Origin of the sequence: Noviherbaspirillum sp. ST9, from assembly GCF_048799745.1 — a bacterium.
Classification (GTDB): domain Bacteria; phylum Pseudomonadota; class Gammaproteobacteria; order Burkholderiales; family Burkholderiaceae_D; genus Noviherbaspirillum.
In genome coordinates, this window is record NZ_JBLWFR010000004.1 from 118,913 (window position 1) to 139,200 (window position 20,288).

A 20,288-nucleotide genomic window follows, 5' to 3' on the forward strand; every position below is an offset into this window, starting at 1 on the left:
AATGGCTGAAGATAGTGCTCATAGATATTGTTTTGTCTTGCAACAGGACGCACGCCGTAACTATTTGTCCACGCAGGACACAGGCATCTGTCCGGGCAGGCTGTTTTCGAAACGAAATATCAATCCGCCCGCGGGCGGCGACACCAAAAAAAGGGGGCAACGTGAACAAGATGTTTACCGAAAGCATGAAGGTGGCCGGACGTCTGGCCATGGTATGCGCCGCATTTGCACTGACCGCCTGTGCCACGGACGGCGGGGTTGCCGCTGCACCGACCGGCGCCGACATCAAGCATGAATACCTGATCGGCCCCGGCGACACCATCAGCATCAACGTCTGGCGCAATCCCGAAGTGTCGCAAGTCGTACCTGTGCGCCCTGACGGCAAAATCAGCACGCCTCTTGTCGAAGACTTGCCGGCGAGCGGCAAGACGACGACGCAGCTGGCGCGCGACATCGAGCAAGTTCTTGGCAAATTCTTGCAGCAGCCTGTCGTGACCGTCATCGTGACTGGTTTCGTCGGTCCGTATTCCGAACAGGTCCGCGTCATCGGGCAGGCCGCAAAGCCGCAAGCCCTGCCTTACCGTCAGGGGATGTCGGTGATGGATGTGCTGATTGCGGTCGGAGGACTGGCTGAATTTGCCGCGGGCAATCGCGCAAGCATCGTCCGTACGGTGGACGGTCAGCAGCAAAAGATCGCTGTCCGCCTCGACGATCTGATCAAGAAGGGCGACATCTCCGCCAATACGCCGGTGCGGCCGGGCGACGTACTCATTATTCCGGAAAGCTTCTTCTGACTCTCACGGACGGGGCGGTGGGCGCTTGTCCATCAGCTCCTGGACGTACCGGCCCGGAATGGCATAGGTAATGCCGCTGGGCTGGGTCAGGATGGCTTCCTTTGTCCCTTTCACGGCGACCTTGTTAATCACACCAAGAACGTGACCCGTCTCGGGATCGTAGAGGGGGCTTCCGCTGCTTCCCGGGTAGGCGGTCGCATCGAGCTGGAATACCAGATAGGGCGTGTTGCGCAGTTGCGCGATCATCTTTGCATTCAGCGTTTGCGAGGCAGGCGCCGGGTCTGCTACCGGGGTGATCGATGCCACGAGCGCGCGGTGGGTGACATGGTGGAATCCAAGTACCATCCCGAGCGGAAAGCCGGTGAATATCAGGGAGTGCCCTTCCCTTACCAACTCCGAATTGCCGATCTTCATTGCGGGGAGTGGCGACCCTGCGATACGCAGCAGCGCGAGGTCACGGTCCGGATCGGTGCTGACGACGGTGGCGGAGCGCATGTCCGCAGCCTGGTTGGTGCCAGTCAGCACGCCGAGCAGTTCGCTCGTATCTTCGACGCCGACCTGTTTCACCACATGGGCGTTGGTGATCACGGTGAGACCGTCCCCGACGACGAAGCCGGTGCCGATGAAGTGGATGGGAGGCGTGCGCGTTTTCTTTAACGTCGCAATGCCGACGATCGACGGTTTGACTCGGGCGATGGTGTCAGGAAGGTCGGTCGCAGCAGCGGGTGCGACAAATGTCGCGATGACGAGCGACAGGCAGACAGGAGCGAGGCGATGGATGCTCATGAAATCTCAAATAGTGTTCAGCAGCATGATTGTGAAGACTATAATGAAATTTCTGCTGATTTCTGTCGAGTCTTCTTCGCGCGGTAATCGGCCCGGTTGTCCGGAGTACTGTCGAAAAATTTTACATATGGGCTTCAATTATTTTGCCCTGTGCTGAATTTTCTTGATTGTTGTCAGCAACACCTTGATTCATATGCCTTATTTTGGGCGAATGTGGGCTTGGAATGGCTTTTGCTAAGGAAGGTAATGGCCGAGCTGTCCTCGAGCCATGAGAAACCAACGTGCTGTGGAGCCTTACATGACCCCCAACGGTCGGCAAGACGACAATATTGACGAAAAGAATGTTTCCGGTGCCTCGCAGCAGGGACTGGAAAATCCTGGCCGTCGGCGTTTTGGTCGGTCGGGGATCGCGGCGACCGGCATTATTGCGACGCTGACCAGCAAACCGGTTCTCGGCACGGTGTGCAAGAGTCCCTCCGGGTTCTTGTCCGGCAACCTCAGTAACCAAAAACCGCCCAGCGCGTGTGCCGGCCGCTCGCCCGGTTACTGGAAGAATCACGACTGGCCCATTCCCAACCGGACGACCGCAAAGTTCAAGAGCGTGTTTACGGTACCCGCGGGATCGCCGTATTTCACGGTGACGATGCTCGCACTCCTTGATCCGCAGGATTTCGACAAATACAACTTCGGCATGCACCTGGTCGCGGCGTACCTGAATTTCCGGGCCGGCTGGAGTCCCTTCCTTGATACGGCCAGACTGCAGGCGATGTGGACCGAAGTTCGCACCGTTGGATATTTCACGCCGACTGCCGGTGTGAAGTGGACCGCGGAACAGTGCGTCGACTATATCCAGCAGACCTTTGCCTATTGATCCTGCCCGGCCCGCCGGGCCGCAGGAATGTTCGCAGTCGTTTTTCCTCATCCATCATGCAATGGCGCATCATTGACGACAATGCCCTCCAGCTCAGATTCTGGGATGGCGAGTTCGTCGTGTACAACGCGCTGTCCGGCGATATCCATGTTCTGGATAGCCGTGCCGGACATCTCCTCCAGGCCCTGCAACAGGCGCCTTCCGATGTGCTATCTTTGGTGCAACGTTTTGCCAGCGAATGGCAATGTGAGCCAAGCGACGATTTGCTGCACGAAATCGAGATGACCGTGTCCGATATGCATGCGCTTGCCCTCGTCGAGCGCGCCTGACCTTGAATTTATCTTCCTTATCTCCGACGGAGTTACGGCTCCGCATGGAAGGGCCCGGGGTTTACCTCCGCACGGGGGCCTTCGTCACGCATGTGCGCAGCGCGATCCGTCAGGTCGCCGAGGGCATCGGCATGCTGTATGCGGACTATCCGCTGGCGGACGAGGACTTCGCTGATTTCCATGTCAGCCTGGAGCGGCCGGCCAACCTTCGCCGCTGGTACAAGCCGCAAGTGTTGTTCCGCTTTGACGGCAAGACGCCGTTCAAACCCCTGCCGCTGGAGCAGGCGTTTCCCATGTTTGAATGGGGACTCAACTGGTGTGTCTCGGCCCACGTCTATCGTTACCTGATCATCCATGCCGCCGTCATCGAGCGCGGCGGACGGGCCGCGGTGCTGCCGGCGCCGCCCGGCTCCGGAAAAAGCACCTTGTGCGCGGCGCTCGTCAATCGCGGGTGGCGCCTGCTGTCGGATGAGCTGACGCTGATCGGCATCGACGACGGAAAGATCCTGCCCCTGCCGCGGCCAGTAAGCCTGAAGAATGCGTCGATCGACATCATCAAATCCTATGTGCCGGGTTCGGTCTTCAGCCCGGTCGTCATGGATACGACGAAAGGTTCGGTCGCGCACATGAAGCCGACGGCCGACAGCGTGCGGCGTGTGAACGAAAAGGCGCGTCCCGGATGGGTGATTTTTCCGCAGTACCGGCCGGACGCGTCGTTGGAGATGGTGGAGCTGCCGCGCTCGCGGGCACTGTTGCGCGTCGCCGAGAACGCATTCAATTTCAATGCCTTGGGTGCGCGCGGATTTGAAACGCTGGCGGGCGTGATCGATACATCGCTGTGCTTCGAGTTCGCCTACAGCAGACTCGATGACGCGGTCGCTGCTTTTGCATCGCTCGAATCGGAGGCGCGTGCCGCATGATCGCCGAACCGCTCGTCCTGCAAGCCTTTCGACAGCCACATTCCATCAAGGCACTGAAGCTTGCCGACTGGGACTTGCTGATTCGCCAGGCGCGGCGCTGCAACCTCCTGTCCAGCCTGCAGGTGATGCTCGACGAGAATGACCTGCTCGACAGCGTGCCGCCCCAGCCGCGGGAACATCTCGAATGGGCACGAATAGGCGCGGAACGGCACACGCAGGCGGTACGCTGGGAAGTCGGCCACATCGTCAAGGCGCTCGACGGACTCGGCATCCCTGTGATGCTGCTGAAGGGGGCCGCGTACGTCTTCGCGCAACTGCCGGCGGGGCGCGGCCGCATCTTCAACGATATCGATATCCTGGTGCCGGAAGCGCATCTCGGCGCGGTCGAGGCGTCACTCATGCTGCACGGTTGGGTGAGCCTCCACACCGACGCCTATGACCAGCGCTACTACCGCACCTGGATGCATGAGCTGCCGCCGATGCAGCATGTGAAGCGGGAGACGGTGATCGATGTGCATCACGCCATCGTGCCGAAGACCGCGCCGGTGCATCCCGATTCCGCACTGTTGCTGGCGGCAGCGCTTCCGGTGGACGGAACACGGAGCCTGACCGTGCTCGCGCCGCACGACATGCTGCTGCACAGCGCCGTTCACTTGTTCAATGACGGCGAGTTCGACAATGGCCTGCGCGACTTGGTCGACCTGCACCGGCTGATCACGCATTTCAGCCAGTCGCCGTCGTTCTGGCCCGGTCTGGTGCCGCGCGCCATCCAGCTGCAGCTTTCGCGGCCGCTCTTCTATGCGCTACGCTACACGCGCCAGCTGTTGGACACACCCATACCGGATGACGTGATGGACGCGGCGGAAGCCGGACACCCGGACAGGGCCATGCTGGCGCTGATGGACCAGTTGTTCACGCGCGCCCTGGTGCCGAACCATGCCAGCTGCACCGACGCCTTGACGGGAACGGCGAAGGAAATGCTTTATGTACGCGCGAACTGGTTGCGGATGCCGCCGCTCCTGCTTGCGCGTCACCTGTTCCACAAGGCGTTCATCTCGCCGCGGAACAAATAAGGCATCTCATTCGCCGGTGTGCCGCATCCACCTGCGCAGTCCCCAGCCGCCGGCACCGATCAGTGCCAACGTCAGCGCGAGCAGTGCCATCGAGCCCGTTCCCGGCGTCTTCAGCGCCAGGATGATCTGGTCGAGGAACAGCACCATGGCGAGCGCGCCTGGCGTCATTCCCAGCGCGTTCCCGATGATGAAGTCCCGGAAGTTGATATGCGAAGCGCCCGCGATGAGGTTGACCACCGCGAATGGCGCGACCGGCACCAGGCGCACGGCAGCTACCGCGATCAGGCCGCGTCCCGCGAGGCGGCGGCTGAGGATGTTGACCCGTTCACCCGCGAGGCGCTCGACGACTTCGCGTCCCAGCATGCGTCCCATCCAGTAGCTCGCGGCGCCGCCGATGCTTGCACCCGCCAGGGTGCACATCAAGCCGTCCACCGGCCCGAAAGCAACGATCGTCACGAGTGTCAGGAAAGTCAGCGGAACGACGGCGATGCAAGCGGCGGCGAAGGCGGCGATTGCGGCCAGCAGGCCGAAGCGGCGTCCGCTGGCCTGCATGGCATCGACGACGCGCTCGATGTCCAGCCACTCACGCAGCGGCGTCCACTTCCATGCGATGGCGAGGAAGATCAGCATCGCCAGCAGCGCCGCCAATGCCATCAGCCGTCGGTGCAGCGCGGCAAGATCGTGCTGGCCTGCGAGGCCGGCATCGTTGTCGTTCACGCCAATCCCTCAAGCCGGGAGGCAATCGCGGCGGCGAGATCGTCGACATTGTCGGGCTCGAATATCGAACCGTGCAGGCCGCGCACCTGGAACTCCAGCAGGCGTCCCGCCATCAGGGAGCGCCACGCCCGGAACAGCCAGCGGTCCCAGCTCGCGAGTCCGGAGGAAATGATGAGATGGGCAGGGCCGTCAAAGCCCGTCGGGCGGTAGTCGCCCAATGCGCGGACCTGCGTGACGAGCCCGGCATCCTTGAACATCGCGCCGAGCCGTCGTCCATTCATGCTCAGGTCATGCATGCGCAACTGCCGCGTCAGCCAGCCGAGCGTGCGCCAGGGAATGGTCCGGCGCAGCACGAAGCCGGGATAAATCGTATCGATCAGGAACAGGCCGTGCACGTCCACGCCGCGCTGTTGCAGTACGCGCGATGTTTCCAGGGCCGCGATGCCTCCGACCGAGAAGCCCGCAATATAGCGCGGACCCTCGCCGCGCGCTTCGATCCGGTCAGCATACAATTCGGCGAGACGGTCGATGGAATGCTCGCCGCTGTCATCGGGTGGTTGCAACATGTGGACTTCGTATGCATTGCCCAGTGCATTGGCCAGGTTCTGGAAACGCAACAGGTCGCCGTGGCCCGATGCGGCAAGGTAGATCGGCACGCCGCCGCGCCGCGGTCCAAGTGAAATCATGGTCCGCGGTGCGTGGGCTTCCTGTTCGAGGGCCTGCGCGAGCGTTTCGATCGTCGGATGCTCCGCAATCATCTGCAGCGAGACATTGACACCGAGCTGCATCTCCACGTCCATCGCGATCTGGATCGCCGCAAGCGAGTCGCCTCCGGCTTCGAAGAAATTGTCCCGCACGTTCAGATCCCGTTGCTTGAGGACGTCTTCCCAGATGGCGAGCAGTGTTGACTCGATGGCGTTGCGGGGCGGACGCGCGACCGATGCTGCCGTGAGGCTGTCGCCCACCGGCAATGCCGCGTAATCGATTTTTCCGGTGGCGCCGAGAGGCAGGTCGGGCAGGATGGAGAGGCGGCTCGGCACCATGTAGTCGGGCAGGCGCGCGCGCAGCATGCGTTGCAAGGTGTCGGTGTCAATTTCACCGGTCGTCGACACCCAGCCCAGGATCATCGCCTTGCCGTGCTGCTCGACGAGGTTGACGGCCGCCTGACGCACGCCGTTGACCGCCAGCAGCGCCGATTCGATTTCGCCCAGCTCAATCCGGTAGCCGCGCAGCTTGATCTGCCTGTCGACGCGTCCCACGAAACGCAGGTGTCCGTCGTCACCCAGCCATCCGCGATCGCCGGTGCGGTACATGCGATGACCGGGACGGTAAGGATCGGGCAGGAAGGCTTCGCGGGTCGCTTCCGGCGCGCCGAGATAGCCGCGCGCGATGGCGTCGCCGCCGATGTAGATTTCACCCGCCACGCCGAAGGGCACGGTGCGCAACTGTGCATCCAGCACGTAAATACGGGTGTTGTCGATCGGCCGTCCGACCGGGAGCGCGGTCTGCGCGGACTGGAACTTGCATTCCCAGGCGGTCGCGAAGATGGCGGCTTCAGTCGGTCCATAGACGTTGTACAGACGGGCGCCCGTCATGCGCAGGTAACGGTTGGCCAGCTCGGGCGGCAGCACTTCACCGCCGCAGCAGGCCACGCGCAGTTTCAAGCCCGTGCGGTTGCTGGCGCCGTCGAGGAAGCGGCTCAGCGTGGCCGGGACGAAGGCCATGATGGTAACGCCGTGTTCGACGGCGAAGGCTGCAAGCGATTCCGGCAGCAGGCGGCCTGGCGGCGGAAGAGCGACGCTTGCGCCGCACACCAGCGGCAACAGGGCCTCGATCAACGCCGGATCGAAGGTGAGCTGCGTGGCCTGGGCGGAACGGTCATGACGCTCCACAGCGTAGGTGCGCGTGAGCCACGCGAGCCGGCGCGACAACGTCGCATGCTCGATCATCACGCCCTTTGGCTTGCCAGTCGATCCCGAGGTGTACAGCACATAGGCGAGGTCGCCGGGCGCGGGGCATGCCGGCAGGCGGCGCTCCATCACGTGGATGTCATGCTCTTTCTCGTCGACCGTTAACAGATGTGGATGCAGTTGCCGTAATTCCGCCGGGCTCGACGGCGCGACCAGCAACGCCAGCGCGGCGCTTTCTTCCAGGATGCCCGCGAGGCGGGCGGCAGGGCTGTGGACATCGAGCGGCAGGAAGGCAGCGCCGGTCTTGGCGATCGCTAGCAGCGCGATCATCATCGCCGCCGAGCGGTCGATGGCGAAGGCGACGACGGAATCTCGCCCCGCGCCCAGCGCTTCAAGCTCATGGGCAAGCTGGTTGGCGCGGCGGTTGAGTGTGCCGTAATCCATGCTGCCGCCGGGCCAGACCAGGGCAATCGCCTGGGGATCGAGGGCGACCTGACGTTCGAACAGGCAGATGAAGGGCAGCGTCTCGTCATGGCAGGCGACCTGTTCATGCACGCCGTCGAGCACGGCGCGTTTTTCCTCTGCCGGAAGAAGGTCGAGGTCGCCGAGCGTCAGCAAGGGATCGTCCATCATGCGGTCGATGAGGGTAGCGAGGCGGTGCGCCAGCAGCGGGATTTCGCCTTGCGTGAAGCAGGCCCTGCTGCCTTCGAGGACCAGTTCCACATCCTGTTCGGGATGGAATTCGCAGACCGTCATGCCGAGCGGATAACGTGCCGTGCCGGAAAACAGCTGGCGCGAATCGATCAGTTGCGCATCGCCGAAGGACAGGTCGTAGTCCTGCCGTTCAAAAGAAAGGATGACGTCGAACAGACCGTCGCGATTGTGGCGGATCAGTTCCAGCGAGCGTCCCAGCATGCTCAGCGGATAGCGCGGATGCCGCAATGCGCTGCGCACCGCGGTGCTGGCGGCCGCCAGTAGTTCCGACACGGTCATGCCGGGGCGCACCCGCAGGCGCAGCGGGCTGACACCGACGAACATGCCCGGCGTCGCTTTGTAGCGGCGGCCGAGCCGGTTCAGGCTGGGAATGCCGATCACGATCTCTTCGCGATTCGTCGTACGGGTGAAATAGACGGCGAGGGCGGCGAGGAACAGGCAGAACGGGCTGACGCCCCGGCTCGCCGAGAAGATACAGATCCGGTTGTAGTCGTCGCGGGAAATCGCGCGCACGGCGAGTTGCGCGGCAGGAAGCTGGCGCGAAAGTGGATTGGCATAAGGACGTTCGAACAGCGGCGGCGGCAGCTCGGGAAACTGGGCGTTCCAGAAAGCGGCATCGCTCTCGAAGGATGCCGATCCTTCGTACTCCAGGGACTCCTGCACGAACTGCGCATACGGCTGGCTCTCCGCGGGCGGGATCTCTTCCTGCCGCAGCAACGCATTGTAGATGTCACTCCAGCGCCGCATCACCTGCGTCGTGCCCCAGCCATCCATGATCAGGTGGTGGAACTGGATGGTCAGTCCGTGGAACTCCTCGTTCGCACGCAGCAGCGCAAAGCGCCACGGCGGCGTGCCATCCAGCGCGAAGGGCACACGTATCCATTCCTGCCACCACGCGCGCATCGCTTCCCGCGGATCGCTCGCGCCCGCCATGTCGATCACTTCCAGGCGCGGAAGAACGGCGTCCAGCAGACGCTGCGTGCCGTCGGGGAGCGGCGCCAGGCGCAAGGCATCGTTCTCGGCGACGAGCAGCGCCAGCGCTTCACGGAACAGCGGCAGGTCGAGGCGGCCGCGCAGGAAGGCGCCGCCGCCGATGTTAAGGTGCGCGCTGCCGGGCCACGCACGCTGGTCCAGCCACACTTCGCGCTGGCTGGAAGACAGGGGGAGCGTCAGGCTCGCTAACGCGGTGAAGTGATCGCTCGATCCCATTTCTCGATCTGTTCCCTGGCATAGCGATAACCGGTGTCCGCGATTTCCTCGGCGCGGCGGTAATCCATCAAGGCGAACCCCGACACAGGCGGTTCAAGATAATGATCTGCCAGCGCCATGGTGCGGTCGCGCTGGTGCAGGCTGCCGATGTGGCTGGCCCGGTAAAGGATGTCGCCGATGCCCGGAACCGACGGGGCGGAACGCGAAAAATAGCGTTTGATCGAATGCAGCGGGGACAAGCGCGGCAGGGCAGGGTCGACGCCGAGGTCGTCGCGCACGTCCACGTCGATGGCAATGATGGTGCCGTTGCCGCGCCGCTTTTCGAGCGGGGTGCCGAGGCGCATGCGCATCGCATCGACCGGCACGTTGTCGAGGATGGCGCCGTCGACCAGCAACTGGCCGTCGTGCACCACGGGCGGCAGCAGGCCCGCCGGCGAGTTGCTGGCAAGGACCGCGCGCCACAACGGGCCGTTTTCCTGCACGGTGGTGCAGCCGCGCGTGAGATTGCAGGCGGCGGCGAAATAGGGACGCCAGAGCGCGGTCATCTTCATGCCCTCGAACATGCGCTGCAGGTCGCGCTCGATGCGGCGACCGGCCAGAAGCGAGACGAGCGGCAGGGTCGGATGTTCGCCGCCGAGCGCGAACTGCTTGGTGCGTTCGAGGATGTCATCGAGCGGCACGTTGCAGGCGTATTGCGCGCCGATCAGCGCGCCCATGCTGTTGCCGCCAAGGAGATCGATCGGGATTCCGGACTCTTCCAGCGCGCGCAGCACGCCGATATGCGCGAAACCGCGTGCGCCGCCACCGCCGAGCACCACACCGACCGCGTTGCCGGTCAGGAACCGCGCCAGGTGCCTGAAGTCGGCATCGTGCCCGCGCCGCAGCGGATAGACACGCTCCAGCGTGCGGCCGCGCAGCCACGGCTCGGTATCCGCCGGCGTCAGTGCCGATGCCGGGTGGAGCAGCGCAAGGTGTTGGCGCTTCATCGAGAAACCCGGCTCGCGGGCAAGCAGCTTCTCCACTTCGCGCACGTCCGGCGTCTCCTTGGGCGAGGCGACGAAGATGAGCTGGTCGGCCTGGCGGAATGCATGCTGGGTCAGTGCTGAACTGACGGACTCGGCTTCAAAGATGAGGTAATCGACCTGCTTCTCGAGCTGATTCAGCATTTCGCCTGCCGCGCGGCTGCCGCCGTTCGTACCGGTGACCTCACGCAGTGCGGTGCAGCTCAGGTGGCGCGCGCGGCCGGTTCGGGAAAACGCCTTGGCCAGGCCGGCGGCGACTTCTCCGGCGCCGGCTTCGGGATGCAGGGGAATGACGGCAAACGTCTGCGCGACCTTGCGCTCCACCGACTGGGGCGTGTGCCGCAGGTGGTTGAAGATGGCTTGCGCAAACACGCGGTTCAGCTCGATCGGTTGGCGGTGCAGCAGGGCTTCGAAACTGGCGCGGCTGAGGACGGCGATGGTGGTGTCGCGCACCGCGGTGACATCGGCGGTACGTTTCTGTTTCAGGATCAGGCCGGTCTCGCCGACGCTGTCGCCGGGGCAAATTTCGTTGTACAGGAGCAGGTCGCCGGATGGCCCGCGGCGCGAGACGCGCAACCGGCCGCTGAGCACGATGATCATGAACTCGGAGGGGTCGCCTTCGCGGATCACCATGCTCCCGCCGTGCACGTGCTGGATCTCGAGAAACTGCACGAGATCGTCCAGCACGGCCGCATCGAGCATGCCGAAGACGGGACTGGCGCGCAGGATCTCTTCGATGTCGATGTCTCTGCCGGTACTGGCTTCGCGCGCAGGGGCGGCCTTCGCTGCGGAAGGCAGTGTGGCGGTATCGGCTGGCCCGTGTTCGGGCGGGAAGATCTCGGCAGGCACGATCAGGAGGTCAAATGGACGCATGTCGAAAACCGGACCTGCAAGAACCCGGGATGACGCTCAATCCGAGGGAAATGGCGGTCGGGCAGTGTTGCATTCAGTCTAGAGGGAAATGCTTGGGCTGCAACGTTTCCAAGTTCCCCGCGGAAACATGCCTCGAAGCAAGAAGCGAGCCACTTGTTACCAACCGTTACAAAACAACAGTTTGGCGCAAGCTACTTGATGCACTGAACTAAAAGTGTAAAAAAAACCGACAGTCGGAAATGTGGGGCGACCTCCCGAAAAGCGGGAGGTGCGGAGGAGGCGATGCGCCGCGTTGACGGGGCGCATCGGATCGGAAGCGATGAGGTAGCCGTACCGCGCTTATTCCGCGCCCTGGCGCGCATTGCCGCGGAAGTAACGGCGTTGCCGCCCGGTGCCGGCGTGCTCGATCTTCTGGCTCGACACGAGGGTGGCCAGTGCGGGGGCGACACGCTGCTTGAGCTTCTGGATCTGGGTCTTCTGGTCTTCCCTCAACCCAAGGTAGGTGGCTGCGGCGTTGGCGATGTCGACGGCGGATTTCGGTTCGTCAGTCACCAGTTCCAGCCAGAAGTCGATGCCGGTGGTCGGGAGTTCGCCCTGGTCGCCCCTGGCGGCGGCCTTCTTGCCTTTTCTCGTGCGTGTCGAGGGGCTCGAGGCTTCCTTGCGCGCGGGGCGTCCGCGCTTTCCGGCCTGTTTTTTCGTGCCGGTTCTTTTCGCCGTGGTGCCCTCTTCCGTGTCGAGGAGCGCCATGTCATCGGACTCCACGCTTTCCAGCTGGGTTAACGCGGTTTCCAGCGCTTCAACGCGTGCTGAATAAAAGGCGGCGCCTTGCCGGGCGTGGGAGAGTTCTGCCTGGATGGCCTGGCGTGCTGAGGTGAGGTTCGGTGTCAACGCAATTCTCCTGGTTTCAAAGTCGCCTGGGTTGGACATGCGCAGACGCGCATGCGTTTCCGGAAAACCTAAGGGATTGCTAGGAATCGCCCTTGCGAAACCTCAACCGAACGCTAATAGGCAGCGTTTAGGAACCGTTCACGGCGCCCATGTTGCATCGTTGGATGCCCGGCGCAGCCGGACTTGCTGGAACTGCTCGTAGAACTGCGCGGCGGGCAAGGGCTTGTAGAAAAGATGCCCCTGCATGGTGGTGCAGCCGGCGTTGGCCAGATAGAGGGATTGCCCTTCCGTTTCCACGCCTTCGGCAATTACATTGACGCCGATGCTGGCCGCAATTGAAATCACGGCCAGCACCACCGGGTAATGTCCGTTCTGGTGCTGGATATCCTTGACGAAGGAGCGGTCGATCTTGAGTGTCTTGACCGGGAATTGTTGCAGATAGGCGAGCGACGAATAGCCTGTGCCGAAATCATCCACCGCGATTCCTATGCCCGCGTTCGCCATCTTGTGCAATTGGCTGAGTGCCTGTTGCGGATTGCGGATGCAGACGCTTTCGGTGATTTCGATTTCCAGCTGCGCGGGTGAAATGCCTGCGCCGGCCACCCAGCGCAGCAGCTTGCGCGCGATGTCGCCGCGGTCGAGGCATTGCGGCGACAGGTTGATCGACACGCGTTCGACACCGAGCCCGGTATCGTTCCAGACGCGCAACTGGTTGCATACCGCGCGGATCATCCAGTCGGTCAGCGTCAGCATCAGGCCGTTCTCTTCCGCAAACGGGAGGAACTCGCCCGCCGACAGCGTGCCGCGCTCGGGATGGTTCCAGCGCATCAATGCTTCGGCGCCGACGATGCATCCACTGCCCGCATCGACCTGCGGCTGGTAATACATCTCCAGTTCGTTGCGGTCGATGGCTTGTCGCAGGGACTGGGCCAGCACGACTTTCTGGTTGGCCGCGATCTCCATCGAAACGTCGTAGAAGCGGAAGTTGTTCTTGCCCTCCGTCTTCATCTGGTACATCGCGATGTCGGCATGGCGCACCAGATCTTCCATGGTCGTGCCGTCGTCCGGATAGACCGCGATGCCGATGCTGGCCGAGATGTGCACGAGCTGGTTGTCCAGCTGAAAGGGCTGCTTCAGGGACCAGAGGAACTTGCGCGCAATCGCCGCCGCATCCTTCGGATTGCGCAGGTCGGGAAGCAGGACGGTGAACTCGTCACCGCCCACGCGCGCCAGCGTGTCGCCGCGCCGCAGGTTCAGGCGCAGGCGTTGCGCCACTTCGCGCAGCAGCTGGTCGCCCTTCAGATGACCGAGCGTGTCGTTGATGGGTTTGAAGCCGTCAAGGTCGACGAACATCACTGCGATCTTGGTGCTGTTGCGCCTGGCGTGGATGATCGCGAGGTCGAGACGGTCCTTGAACAACACGCGGTTCGGCAGGTCCGTGAGGACGTCGTAGAACGCCTGGTAGGAAATGCGCTGTTCGGCCCGCTTCAGTTCGGTGATGTCGCGAGCGACGCCATAGGTGCCGAACAGTTCGCGCCGGTTCTTGTCCTCGCTCACCGAGTAGAGGGCTGTCGCATTGAAGGAGATGGTCAGCAGCGTGTTGTCGAAATAGCGTTCCTCCATCAGCGCATTGCGCGATTTCAGCCGCAGCTCCACGTTGCGCGAGGCACGGTCGCCGACGCGGCGTTCCTGGAACACGTAGCGGGCGCGTTCGAGGTCATCCTCGTGCACGATGGTGGAGTAGTGCTTGCCGACCAGTTCTTCGCGCGTATAGCCGAGCAACTGTTCCGCGCGGTCGTTGATATACGTGAAGCGGCCTTCGGTATCGATGGTGTAGATGATGTCCGGCAGCGTGTCGACCAGGTAGCGGTACAGGCGCTCCGAACATTCGAGCTGGTACTGGATCTCGCGCTTTTCCGCCTCGAGTGTTTTCCGGTGCAGCGCCTGCGCTACTGTCGTCAACAGGTCTTCCGGATGGAATGGCTTGCGCAGGTAACCATACACACCGCGCTTGACCGCGCCGATGGCGGCGTCGATGTCGCGCTCGCCGCTGATAACGACAACGCCGACGTCGAAGTTGCGTGCCGTGATGATGTCCATCACCTGGTGGCCGTCGAGCTCCGGCATGCGCAGGTCGAGCAGCACAAGGTCGGCACGGTGGGCGGAAAGATGTTCAATGGCTTCGCGCGGCGACACGATCATCGTCAGGTCGTAATCCTGGTCCGCGAGCAGGTCATGGATGCTGCGCACCATCCGTGCGTCGTCGTCGACCAGTACGATCTTCGGGCGCGGCCGTTTCTCCGCGGCAGTCAGGTTCGCCTTGGCTAGTACCGTCGCCATTGCGGCGGAATCGCGTGTCGAGAGAAGGGCCATGTTGGTCTGCACGATAGGTGGTCCGCGCTAGGGTGGGCTCGACCCTGCGGGCGCCGAGTACGGGAACAGCAGTTCGAAGGTAGTGCCATTCTTGCCGCTGTGGCAGTACATCTGTCCGCCCAGCTTCTTGACCAGGCCATGCACGATGCTCAGGCCGAGTCCGCGATGATTGCCGCCCTTGGTCGACCTGACCGGCGTGTAGAGCCGGGCGAGGACGTCGGCGGGCAGGCCGGGGCCGTTGTCATTCACGGCGACGGCGAGATACAGCTTGTTCTCCTGCCGGGTGAATCCCTTGCAGACGATATCGATCTGGCCGCCGCCGGGCAGGGCCTCGACCGCATTCTTGACCAGGTTGAGGAAGATCTGCTTGAGCACGCCCTTGTCGACCGGCACTTCCAGCGCCGCCGTGTCCAGCGCCTGCAGGGCGATGTTGACCGTCGGCGGGACGAATTCGGCTTCGCGCAGCAGGGCCACCACGTCGCGGATGGCCGCACCCAGGTCGGCGTGCCCTTCCGGTTGCGGGGCGCGGGGATCGGCGACGTCGTTGATCAGTGCGGTGACGCGGTCGATTTCTTCATGGATGATCGCGATTTCGCTCGCGATGGATTCCTTCTTCGACACCTTGCGGTCGAGCACGCTGAGATAGTTGCGGATGATCGACAAGGGCGTGTTGACTTCATGGGCCAGCGAGCGGAATACAGTGCCCTGGTCGTCGTCCCCGGAAGACGGTGCGTTTCCGGATGCGCGCAGGGATTTGCCCGCTTGCGTGCCGAATGCCATCAGCATGGCTTCGCGTGCGCGCAGGGCGTGCAACCGGCCTTCATCAGCAGACGCCACCAGGACACCCTTGCATGCGACACCATCGGCAAGGGGAATGGCGACCAGGCATTCCCCCTCCAGGATGCGCAGCAACTGCTCTTCGAAGACAGTGGGCGCCGGGCCGTCATGGCGCAAGTACGTGACCTTGCGGGACGTGAATGCGGTGGACAGCGCGCCTTCCGCCTGCAGTGGAATGCTCAATGCCATCGCGGCGTCGCCGGGCTCGGCGCCGACATGCCCGTTCAGTGTGTCCTTGGCCTGGTCATGCATCAGCACGACCGCGTTGTCGAGACCGAACAGCATGCATGCCGCGCGGGCAATGGCCGCCAGGGGGTCATCGTCTTCGCTTGTATCGAAGCAGCCTTCCAGGCTGGCGCCGAACACGAGGTCGCTGACATGGACGGCAAGTTTTTCGCGTGCGTCGTCTTCCGGCGTCGGGGCAGGCGGTGTCCATGCTTCGCCGACCGTCGCCATGTCGACGCCAAGGTATTCGGCAATCTTCCGGATTTCTTCCCCGGCGGTCTTGCAAAGCTGCTCCACATCGTCCGTGCCAAGGCCGCACAAATGCGCGGCGGCCATGACGCTGGTGGTATCGGTGCGCAGGCCGGGCGTCAGCTGGTTCGCGAGGTTGACGGTGCGGATCAGTGGATGCGTGTGATGCAGGCGCGTTTCCGGCTCGTGGTGATAGCGAATGCTGTCGGCAATGAAGGAGTCGAGGCGCCACTGTTGCGCGATCCAGCCGCCTGCATCCGCGTGCGTCAACAGCAGGAGTTCCTTTTCGCGGGCGCACAGCGCGGCGTCATCCGGGGCGTGGAAATGCGGCGCGTATTGTTCAGGCTCCGCCGATAGCAGCGCCAGACGGCCGACGTCGTGCAGCAGGCCGGCGAGATAGGCTTCTTCGAGCCGCGGATAGCCAATGCGTTTGGCGATCTCTTTGGAGGTGATCGCGGCGCTCAGGGAATGTATCCAGAAATGGCGGAGGTCGACCGTCTTGCGCAGCGAGAAGCCGCCGAAGATCTGGAATACCGCTTCGCTGATGAGCAGGGTCTTGACCATGTTGAGGCCGATGGTCATCAGGGCCTGTTCAAGGCTGGGCGCGACACGCGCGCGGCGGAAGGCGGAACTGCCGGCGACGGTGAGGATGCGGCTTGTCATGCCGGCGTCGCGCGAGATCAGCGCGGCGAGCGCGGGAATGCCGGCATTGTCGTCCCGGCACATCTCCATGAGCTGCAACAGGACTTGCGGCATGGCTGGCATGCGCACGCCGGCCATGCGGTCGAGAATCGTGCGCTCAGCGAGGGAATGCATTCCCGGGCGAGGTCAGGCGAGCGACGGCGCTCGCGCGCCGACATGGCAGAAAGGATGAATCCGGGCCGTACTGAATACGCGATATGCCATGATGCTTGAACCTCCCAAAACCGAGAACGTCAGCAAATATTTCTGGCCATATTAGCATCAAAACATTTCCTTATGGATAGATGTTGATGATCGGAAAGCCAGCAGGGATGCGGATTTGCGACGAATTTCGCCCGTTTGTACCCGGTTTCACCAGAAATTGTCATTTTTCCCATATCCATGGCTTGCATCCAAGGGGAAACGATGATGGGATTGCAAGATTTTGCCATCCTGATATCCATCGCCATGAGCAAGCTTATCGTCTCCGCCATTCGTGACCGGCGCGTCCTCGCCATCCGGTGCGACCGTGGAGAGCGCAGGGTGGAGCCGCATGCATTCGGACACGACCACTTGGGCAAGCCGGTTCTCGTCTGCTATGACGTGAGCACGCCTGCTGCCGCAGGCCGCCGCGGATGGTCGGTCCTTCCGGTGAACGAGCGCATGGACATCGCCCCCCAGGACGAGTGCTTTGCGCGCGCCCGCATGGGCTACCGGAGGGACGACACCGGCCTTTGTTCCGTGGTCGAGCAGGTCTGAACCCTGCCTAAATCGCAAATCCATGCTCCAAAGCAAGTTTAAGCACAAAACCGTTGCTGATTGACAACGGCGCTTGTCTTATCATGGAACGCGGACCGGTCATTGTTCGCCACCCATGTTCCCCTCGCAGCGCCAGATCACCCCTGCCGACATCAAGCTCGGCGAACCGCTGGCTTTCTCGGTTTATGACCAGGAAGGCCGCCTGCTGCTGCGCAAGGGAATCGTGATCACCATGCAGGAACAGGTCGACCGCATCATCCTGCGCAAGGCCTTGATGGGTACCGACGGCCCGGTGTCGACGGAACGCGCGGCCGCGCCGCCACGTTCGACGCCGCCCCTGCGGGCACAGGGCGAGGCCATGCCGGTATTCGACCAGATCGGCAGCCTGATCCTCAACCTCAAGCACACCTTCGCCACGGCCGTGAAGACGCCGGACCAGATCGACCTGGGCGTGCGCGTCCGGCAACTGGCCGCACGCATCCAGGCACTGTGCAAGGCGGACATCGACAGTTCCCTGGCCGCGCCGCATCTCGACCACGCCAATCCCTACCTCATCGTCCACCAAGTCATGGGCGCCGTGCTGGCCGAAGTGACGGCACGCCGCGCCGGACTGGAGGAGGAAGCCCGTTTGCCGGTCGTCTGCGCCGCACTGACACGCGACATCGGCCTGTTCCATGTGCAGGCGGAACTCGACCAGGCCAACGGCGCCCTGTCGGATTCGCTCAAGCGCGCCGTGTCCGAGCATCCGATGGCCGGCGCCACGCTGCTGCGCAGCGCGGGCGTCGACGACGCTACCTGGCTGGATGCCGTCGAGCAGCACCACGAACGGCTGGACGGCAAGGGGTATCCGCGCAAGCTGCAATCCGAGGGCGTCGCACCCGCCGGACGCATCCTGGCGATCGCCGATACCTACAGCGCGATGACCAAGCCGCGGCCGTATCGTGCGAAGGAATACTCGTCGCAGAACGCGCTGCGCGACATTTACCTGCAGAAGGACGTGAGCCTGGACGGCAGCCTGATCCAGGCCATGATCCGCGAGATCGGCATTTTCCCGCCGGGCTCCATCGTCAAGCTCAAGAGCGGCGAGATCGCGGTCATCAAGCACTGCACCCACAAGCCGGCCGACGCCGTGGTGTACACCGTGTACGACCAGCGTGGCATGCCGATGCTGGAGCCGATCCGGCGCGAAGCGGCGAACCCGAATTACGAAATCATGGGCATGGTCCCCTTCACTGAATGCCGCTCGGCGGCGGTGACGATCAAGCGCCTGTGGATGAAATAGCTATGCAGACTTTTACGACGCGAGGCGTGTCATGAAAAAGAACTTTCCCGTTACCGGCCAGGAAAAAACCGTCCAGGAAGGCATACGGCTGGTATCGCGCACGGACACGAAGGGCATCATCACCTTCGCCAACGACAACTTCGTCGCGCAGAGCGGATTTACGCGCGACGAACTTCTCGGCAGCAGCCACAACATCGTCCGTCATCCGGACGTGCCGCCCATCGTCTTCGAAGACATGTGGGAAACGCTCAAGAAGGGGCTGCCGTGGCGTGGCGTGGTGAAGAACCGCTGCAAGGACGGCGACCACTACTGGGTCGACGCGCACGTCGTCCCGGTGCGCAAGAACGGCGAGACCATTGGTTACATGTCGGTCCGCACGGCAGCCTCGCGCGACGATATTGCGAAGGCGGAAGCGCTGTATGCGGAAGCCGCCCGTACCGGGCAGGTCCCGCGCCAGAGCGGCGCCAGCTGGCGGCGGTTCATGACGGTGCGCAACGGTGCGGCGCTGGGCATCGTGTTCGTCACCCTCATGATGATTGCCGGCGGCATCCTCGGCATCACCGGCCTGACCCTGTCGAGCAAGGCTATGAGCGGCCTCTACCATGAAGAGATGGCGCCGGTGCAGGCGATCGGGCGCATTAATTTCCTGATGGCGGACAACCGGGCGCAAGTGGCGCTGTCGCTGAGGGAAGAGGCGACCGGCGAGCGCGTGCGGGGCTACATGGCCGCGCTGGAAAGGAACAAGCGCGAGATCGATGCGCTGTGGCGCGACTACATCAAGCTGCCGCATGGCGAGCGCGAGCGCACGCTGGCCGAGGGCTACTGGCAGGCACGCAACCGCTACGTTGAATCCGGCCTGATGCCCGCCCGCGCCGCCTTGGAGAAAGGCGATTTTGCAGCGGCCGGAACGGCGATGAGCGAGCGGGTCAATCCCTTGTACGACGACGCCAACCGGCAGGCCGCCGCGCTGCTCGAATTCCTGTCGACCAAGGCCGAAGCCAATTTCCGGGCGGTGGCGGATCGCAACCAGCTGATCATCGTCGTCGCCATCGTCGGCATTACCGCCGGTTGCCTGATCGTGCTGTTCGCCGGCATCTACTTCTTCCGCGCCACCGTCGTCCCGCTGCAGTCCGCCGTCGTCGCGCTCGAGCGCATCGCTGAGGGAAATCTGTCCGGTGAAGCCGATACCTCGGGCTTTGGCGAGCCCGGACGCGTGATGACCGGCGTGGCCATCATGCAGTTGCACCTGAAGGTGATGATGGACGAGATCCGCGTGTCGTCCGGATCGATCCGCGAGCAGTGCCAGCGCTTGAACACCACGATGATGAACCTGGCGGAGCACTCCGAGGAGCAGCATGATCGCGTGTACCAGACGGTGGATGCGGCATCCCTGTCGGCGGAAGGGCTGGGAAGGTTGGCCGATGAGGCAGAGCGGATGATGCTGATGTCAGAGCAGGTCGGCGGTGTTGCCGGCGATGGCGGCGAGATGGCGAAGATGGCGCAGGAACTCGCGGCTGCCGTGCGCATCGAGGCGTTTTCGCTTGGTGATACGGTGGGGCAGATGAATCAGGTGGCGATGCTGATTGTCGAGAATCGCGGAGAGGTGCAGGGGGCTTGGGCGGCGTCGCAGCGGTTGGAGAAGACGGCGCAGGAGTTGGACAAGCTGGTGAAGTATTTTGACTAGGCCAGGGCGCAGGATTTTTTTGATGTGAGCTAACCCGCTGCTCTTTGCACGTCATTCCCGCCTGCGCGGGAATGACGGGTTGCTTGTTGAAG

Annotated in this window: 15 protein-coding genes; 8 read left to right on the forward strand and 7 right to left on the reverse strand. The window is 63.1% G+C overall.

Translation table 11 applies throughout. The annotated features are described in order from the left end of the window. Window positions 1-170 precede the first annotated feature (170 nt). Window positions 171-794, forward strand: coding sequence for an XrtA/PEP-CTERM system exopolysaccharide export protein (locus tag ACNOHI_RS09685; protein WP_420474889.1), 624 nt, complete (start codon window positions 171-173; stop codon window positions 792-794). Window positions 795-797: 3 nt separating this feature from the next. On the opposite strand, the gene ACNOHI_RS09690 is transcribed toward ACNOHI_RS09685, so the two are convergent. Further along, entirely contained in the window at window positions 798-1,580 is a 783-nt protein-coding gene (locus ACNOHI_RS09690) for a S1 family peptidase (protein WP_420474462.1), read from the reverse strand. Window positions 1,581-1,878: 298 nt separating this feature from the next. On the opposite strand from ACNOHI_RS09690, the gene ACNOHI_RS09695 reads away from it, so the two are divergent. From ACNOHI_RS09695 to ACNOHI_RS09710, 4 genes are read left to right on the forward strand one after another with little or no spacing between them, the layout of a single operon-like run. After that, window positions 1,879-2,451, forward strand: coding sequence for a hypothetical protein (locus tag ACNOHI_RS09695; RefSeq protein ID WP_420474463.1), 573 nt, complete (start codon window positions 1,879-1,881; stop codon window positions 2,449-2,451). Further along, window positions 2,448-2,780 (forward strand): HPr-rel-A system PqqD family peptide chaperone, encoded by a 333-nt coding sequence (locus ACNOHI_RS09700; RefSeq protein ID WP_420474464.1) that lies wholly within the window; start codon window positions 2,448-2,450, stop codon window positions 2,778-2,780. Before ACNOHI_RS09695 ends, ACNOHI_RS09700 begins: the two co-directional genes overlap by 4 nt. Window positions 2,781-2,824: 44 nt before the next feature. After that, window positions 2,825-3,700: an HprK-related kinase A gene (locus ACNOHI_RS09705; RefSeq protein WP_420474465.1), complete on the forward strand. Its 876-nt coding sequence runs from the start codon at window positions 2,825-2,827 to the stop codon at window positions 3,698-3,700. Then, window positions 3,697-4,773 (forward strand): nucleotidyltransferase family protein, encoded by a 1,077-nt coding sequence (locus ACNOHI_RS09710; protein WP_420474466.1) that lies wholly within the window; start codon window positions 3,697-3,699, stop codon window positions 4,771-4,773. The genes ACNOHI_RS09705 and ACNOHI_RS09710 overlap by 4 nt, the downstream gene beginning before the upstream one ends. Before the next feature lie 6 nt (window positions 4,774-4,779). Here ACNOHI_RS09710 and ACNOHI_RS09715 read toward each other — a convergent pair whose 3' ends face one another. From ACNOHI_RS09715 to ACNOHI_RS09740, 6 genes are all read right to left on the reverse strand, one after another. After that, window positions 4,780-5,490 (reverse strand): TVP38/TMEM64 family protein, encoded by a 711-nt coding sequence (locus ACNOHI_RS09715; protein WP_420474467.1) that lies wholly within the window; start codon window positions 5,488-5,490, stop codon window positions 4,780-4,782. Beyond that, window positions 5,487-9,323, reverse strand: coding sequence for a non-ribosomal peptide synthetase (locus tag ACNOHI_RS09720; RefSeq protein ID WP_420474468.1), 3,837 nt, complete (start codon window positions 9,321-9,323; stop codon window positions 5,487-5,489). The genes ACNOHI_RS09715 and ACNOHI_RS09720 overlap by 4 nt, the downstream gene beginning before the upstream one ends. Then, window positions 9,293-11,218 (reverse strand): patatin-like phospholipase family protein, encoded by a 1,926-nt coding sequence (locus ACNOHI_RS09725; protein ID WP_420474469.1) that lies wholly within the window; start codon window positions 11,216-11,218, stop codon window positions 9,293-9,295. The genes ACNOHI_RS09720 and ACNOHI_RS09725 overlap by 31 nt, the downstream gene beginning before the upstream one ends. Window positions 11,219-11,557: 339 nt before the next feature. Beyond that, window positions 11,558-12,106, reverse strand: a complete 549-nt coding sequence (locus ACNOHI_RS09730; RefSeq protein ID WP_420474470.1) for a hypothetical protein — start codon at window positions 12,104-12,106, stop codon at window positions 11,558-11,560. 138 nt (window positions 12,107-12,244) lie between these two features. Continuing rightward, window positions 12,245-14,479: a putative bifunctional diguanylate cyclase/phosphodiesterase gene (locus ACNOHI_RS09735; protein ID WP_420474471.1), complete on the reverse strand. Its 2,235-nt coding sequence runs from the start codon at window positions 14,477-14,479 to the stop codon at window positions 12,245-12,247. A 27-nt stretch (window positions 14,480-14,506) separates the two neighbouring features. Next, entirely contained in the window at window positions 14,507-16,606 is a 2,100-nt protein-coding gene (locus tag ACNOHI_RS09740) for an HDOD domain-containing protein (protein ID WP_420474472.1), read from the reverse strand. A gap of 291 nt (window positions 16,607-16,897) precedes the next feature. Between ACNOHI_RS09740 and ACNOHI_RS09745 the strand changes: the two genes are divergently transcribed. The 3 genes from ACNOHI_RS09745 to ACNOHI_RS09755 all read left to right on the forward strand — a co-directional run bounded on the left by ACNOHI_RS09745 (window position 16,898) and on the right by ACNOHI_RS09755 (window position 20,196). Next, on the forward strand, window positions 16,898-17,230 hold the full coding sequence (locus tag ACNOHI_RS09745; RefSeq protein WP_420474473.1) for a hypothetical protein: 333 nt from the start codon (window positions 16,898-16,900) through the stop codon (window positions 17,228-17,230). 115 nt (window positions 17,231-17,345) lie between these two features. Continuing rightward, window positions 17,346-18,512, forward strand: a complete 1,167-nt coding sequence (locus ACNOHI_RS09750; RefSeq protein WP_420474474.1) for an HD-GYP domain-containing protein — start codon at window positions 17,346-17,348, stop codon at window positions 18,510-18,512. Window positions 18,513-18,543: 31 nt separating this feature from the next. Then, entirely contained in the window at window positions 18,544-20,196 is a 1,653-nt protein-coding gene (locus ACNOHI_RS09755) for a Tar ligand binding domain-containing protein (RefSeq protein ID WP_420474475.1), read from the forward strand. The last annotated feature ends 92 nt before the right edge of the window (window positions 20,197-20,288 follow it).

What these genes read in the sequence shown, in the direction of transcription:
- ACNOHI_RS09685 (WP_420474889.1), top strand. Translation starts at nt 171, where the DNA reads ATGTTTACCGAAAGCATGAAGGTGGCCGGACGTCTGGCCATGGTATGC.
- ACNOHI_RS09690 (WP_420474462.1), bottom strand. Translation starts at nt 1,580, where the DNA reads ATGAGCATCCATCGCCTCGCTCCTGTCTGCCTGTCGCTCGTCATCGCG.
- ACNOHI_RS09695 (WP_420474463.1), top strand. Translation starts at nt 1,879, where the DNA reads ATGACCCCCAACGGTCGGCAAGACGACAATATTGACGAAAAGAATGTT.
- ACNOHI_RS09705 (WP_420474465.1), top strand. Translation starts at nt 2,825, where the DNA reads ATGGAAGGGCCCGGGGTTTACCTCCGCACGGGGGCCTTCGTCACGCAT.
- ACNOHI_RS09710 (WP_420474466.1), top strand. Translation starts at nt 3,697, where the DNA reads ATGATCGCCGAACCGCTCGTCCTGCAAGCCTTTCGACAGCCACATTCC.
- ACNOHI_RS09720 (WP_420474468.1), bottom strand. Translation starts at nt 9,323, where the DNA reads ATGGGATCGAGCGATCACTTCACCGCGTTAGCGAGCCTGACGCTCCCC.
- ACNOHI_RS09725 (WP_420474469.1), bottom strand. Translation starts at nt 11,218, where the DNA reads ATGCGTCCATTTGACCTCCTGATCGTGCCTGCCGAGATCTTCCCGCCC.
- ACNOHI_RS09735 (WP_420474471.1), bottom strand. Translation starts at nt 14,479, where the DNA reads ATGGCCCTTCTCTCGACACGCGATTCCGCCGCAATGGCGACGGTACTA.
- ACNOHI_RS09740 (WP_420474472.1), bottom strand. Translation starts at nt 16,606, where the DNA reads ATGCATTCCCTCGCTGAGCGCACGATTCTCGACCGCATGGCCGGCGTG.
- ACNOHI_RS09745 (WP_420474473.1), top strand. Translation starts at nt 16,898, where the DNA reads ATGATGGGATTGCAAGATTTTGCCATCCTGATATCCATCGCCATGAGC.
- ACNOHI_RS09750 (WP_420474474.1), top strand. Translation starts at nt 17,346, where the DNA reads ATGTTCCCCTCGCAGCGCCAGATCACCCCTGCCGACATCAAGCTCGGC.
- ACNOHI_RS09755 (WP_420474475.1), top strand. Translation starts at nt 18,544, where the DNA reads ATGAAAAAGAACTTTCCCGTTACCGGCCAGGAAAAAACCGTCCAGGAA.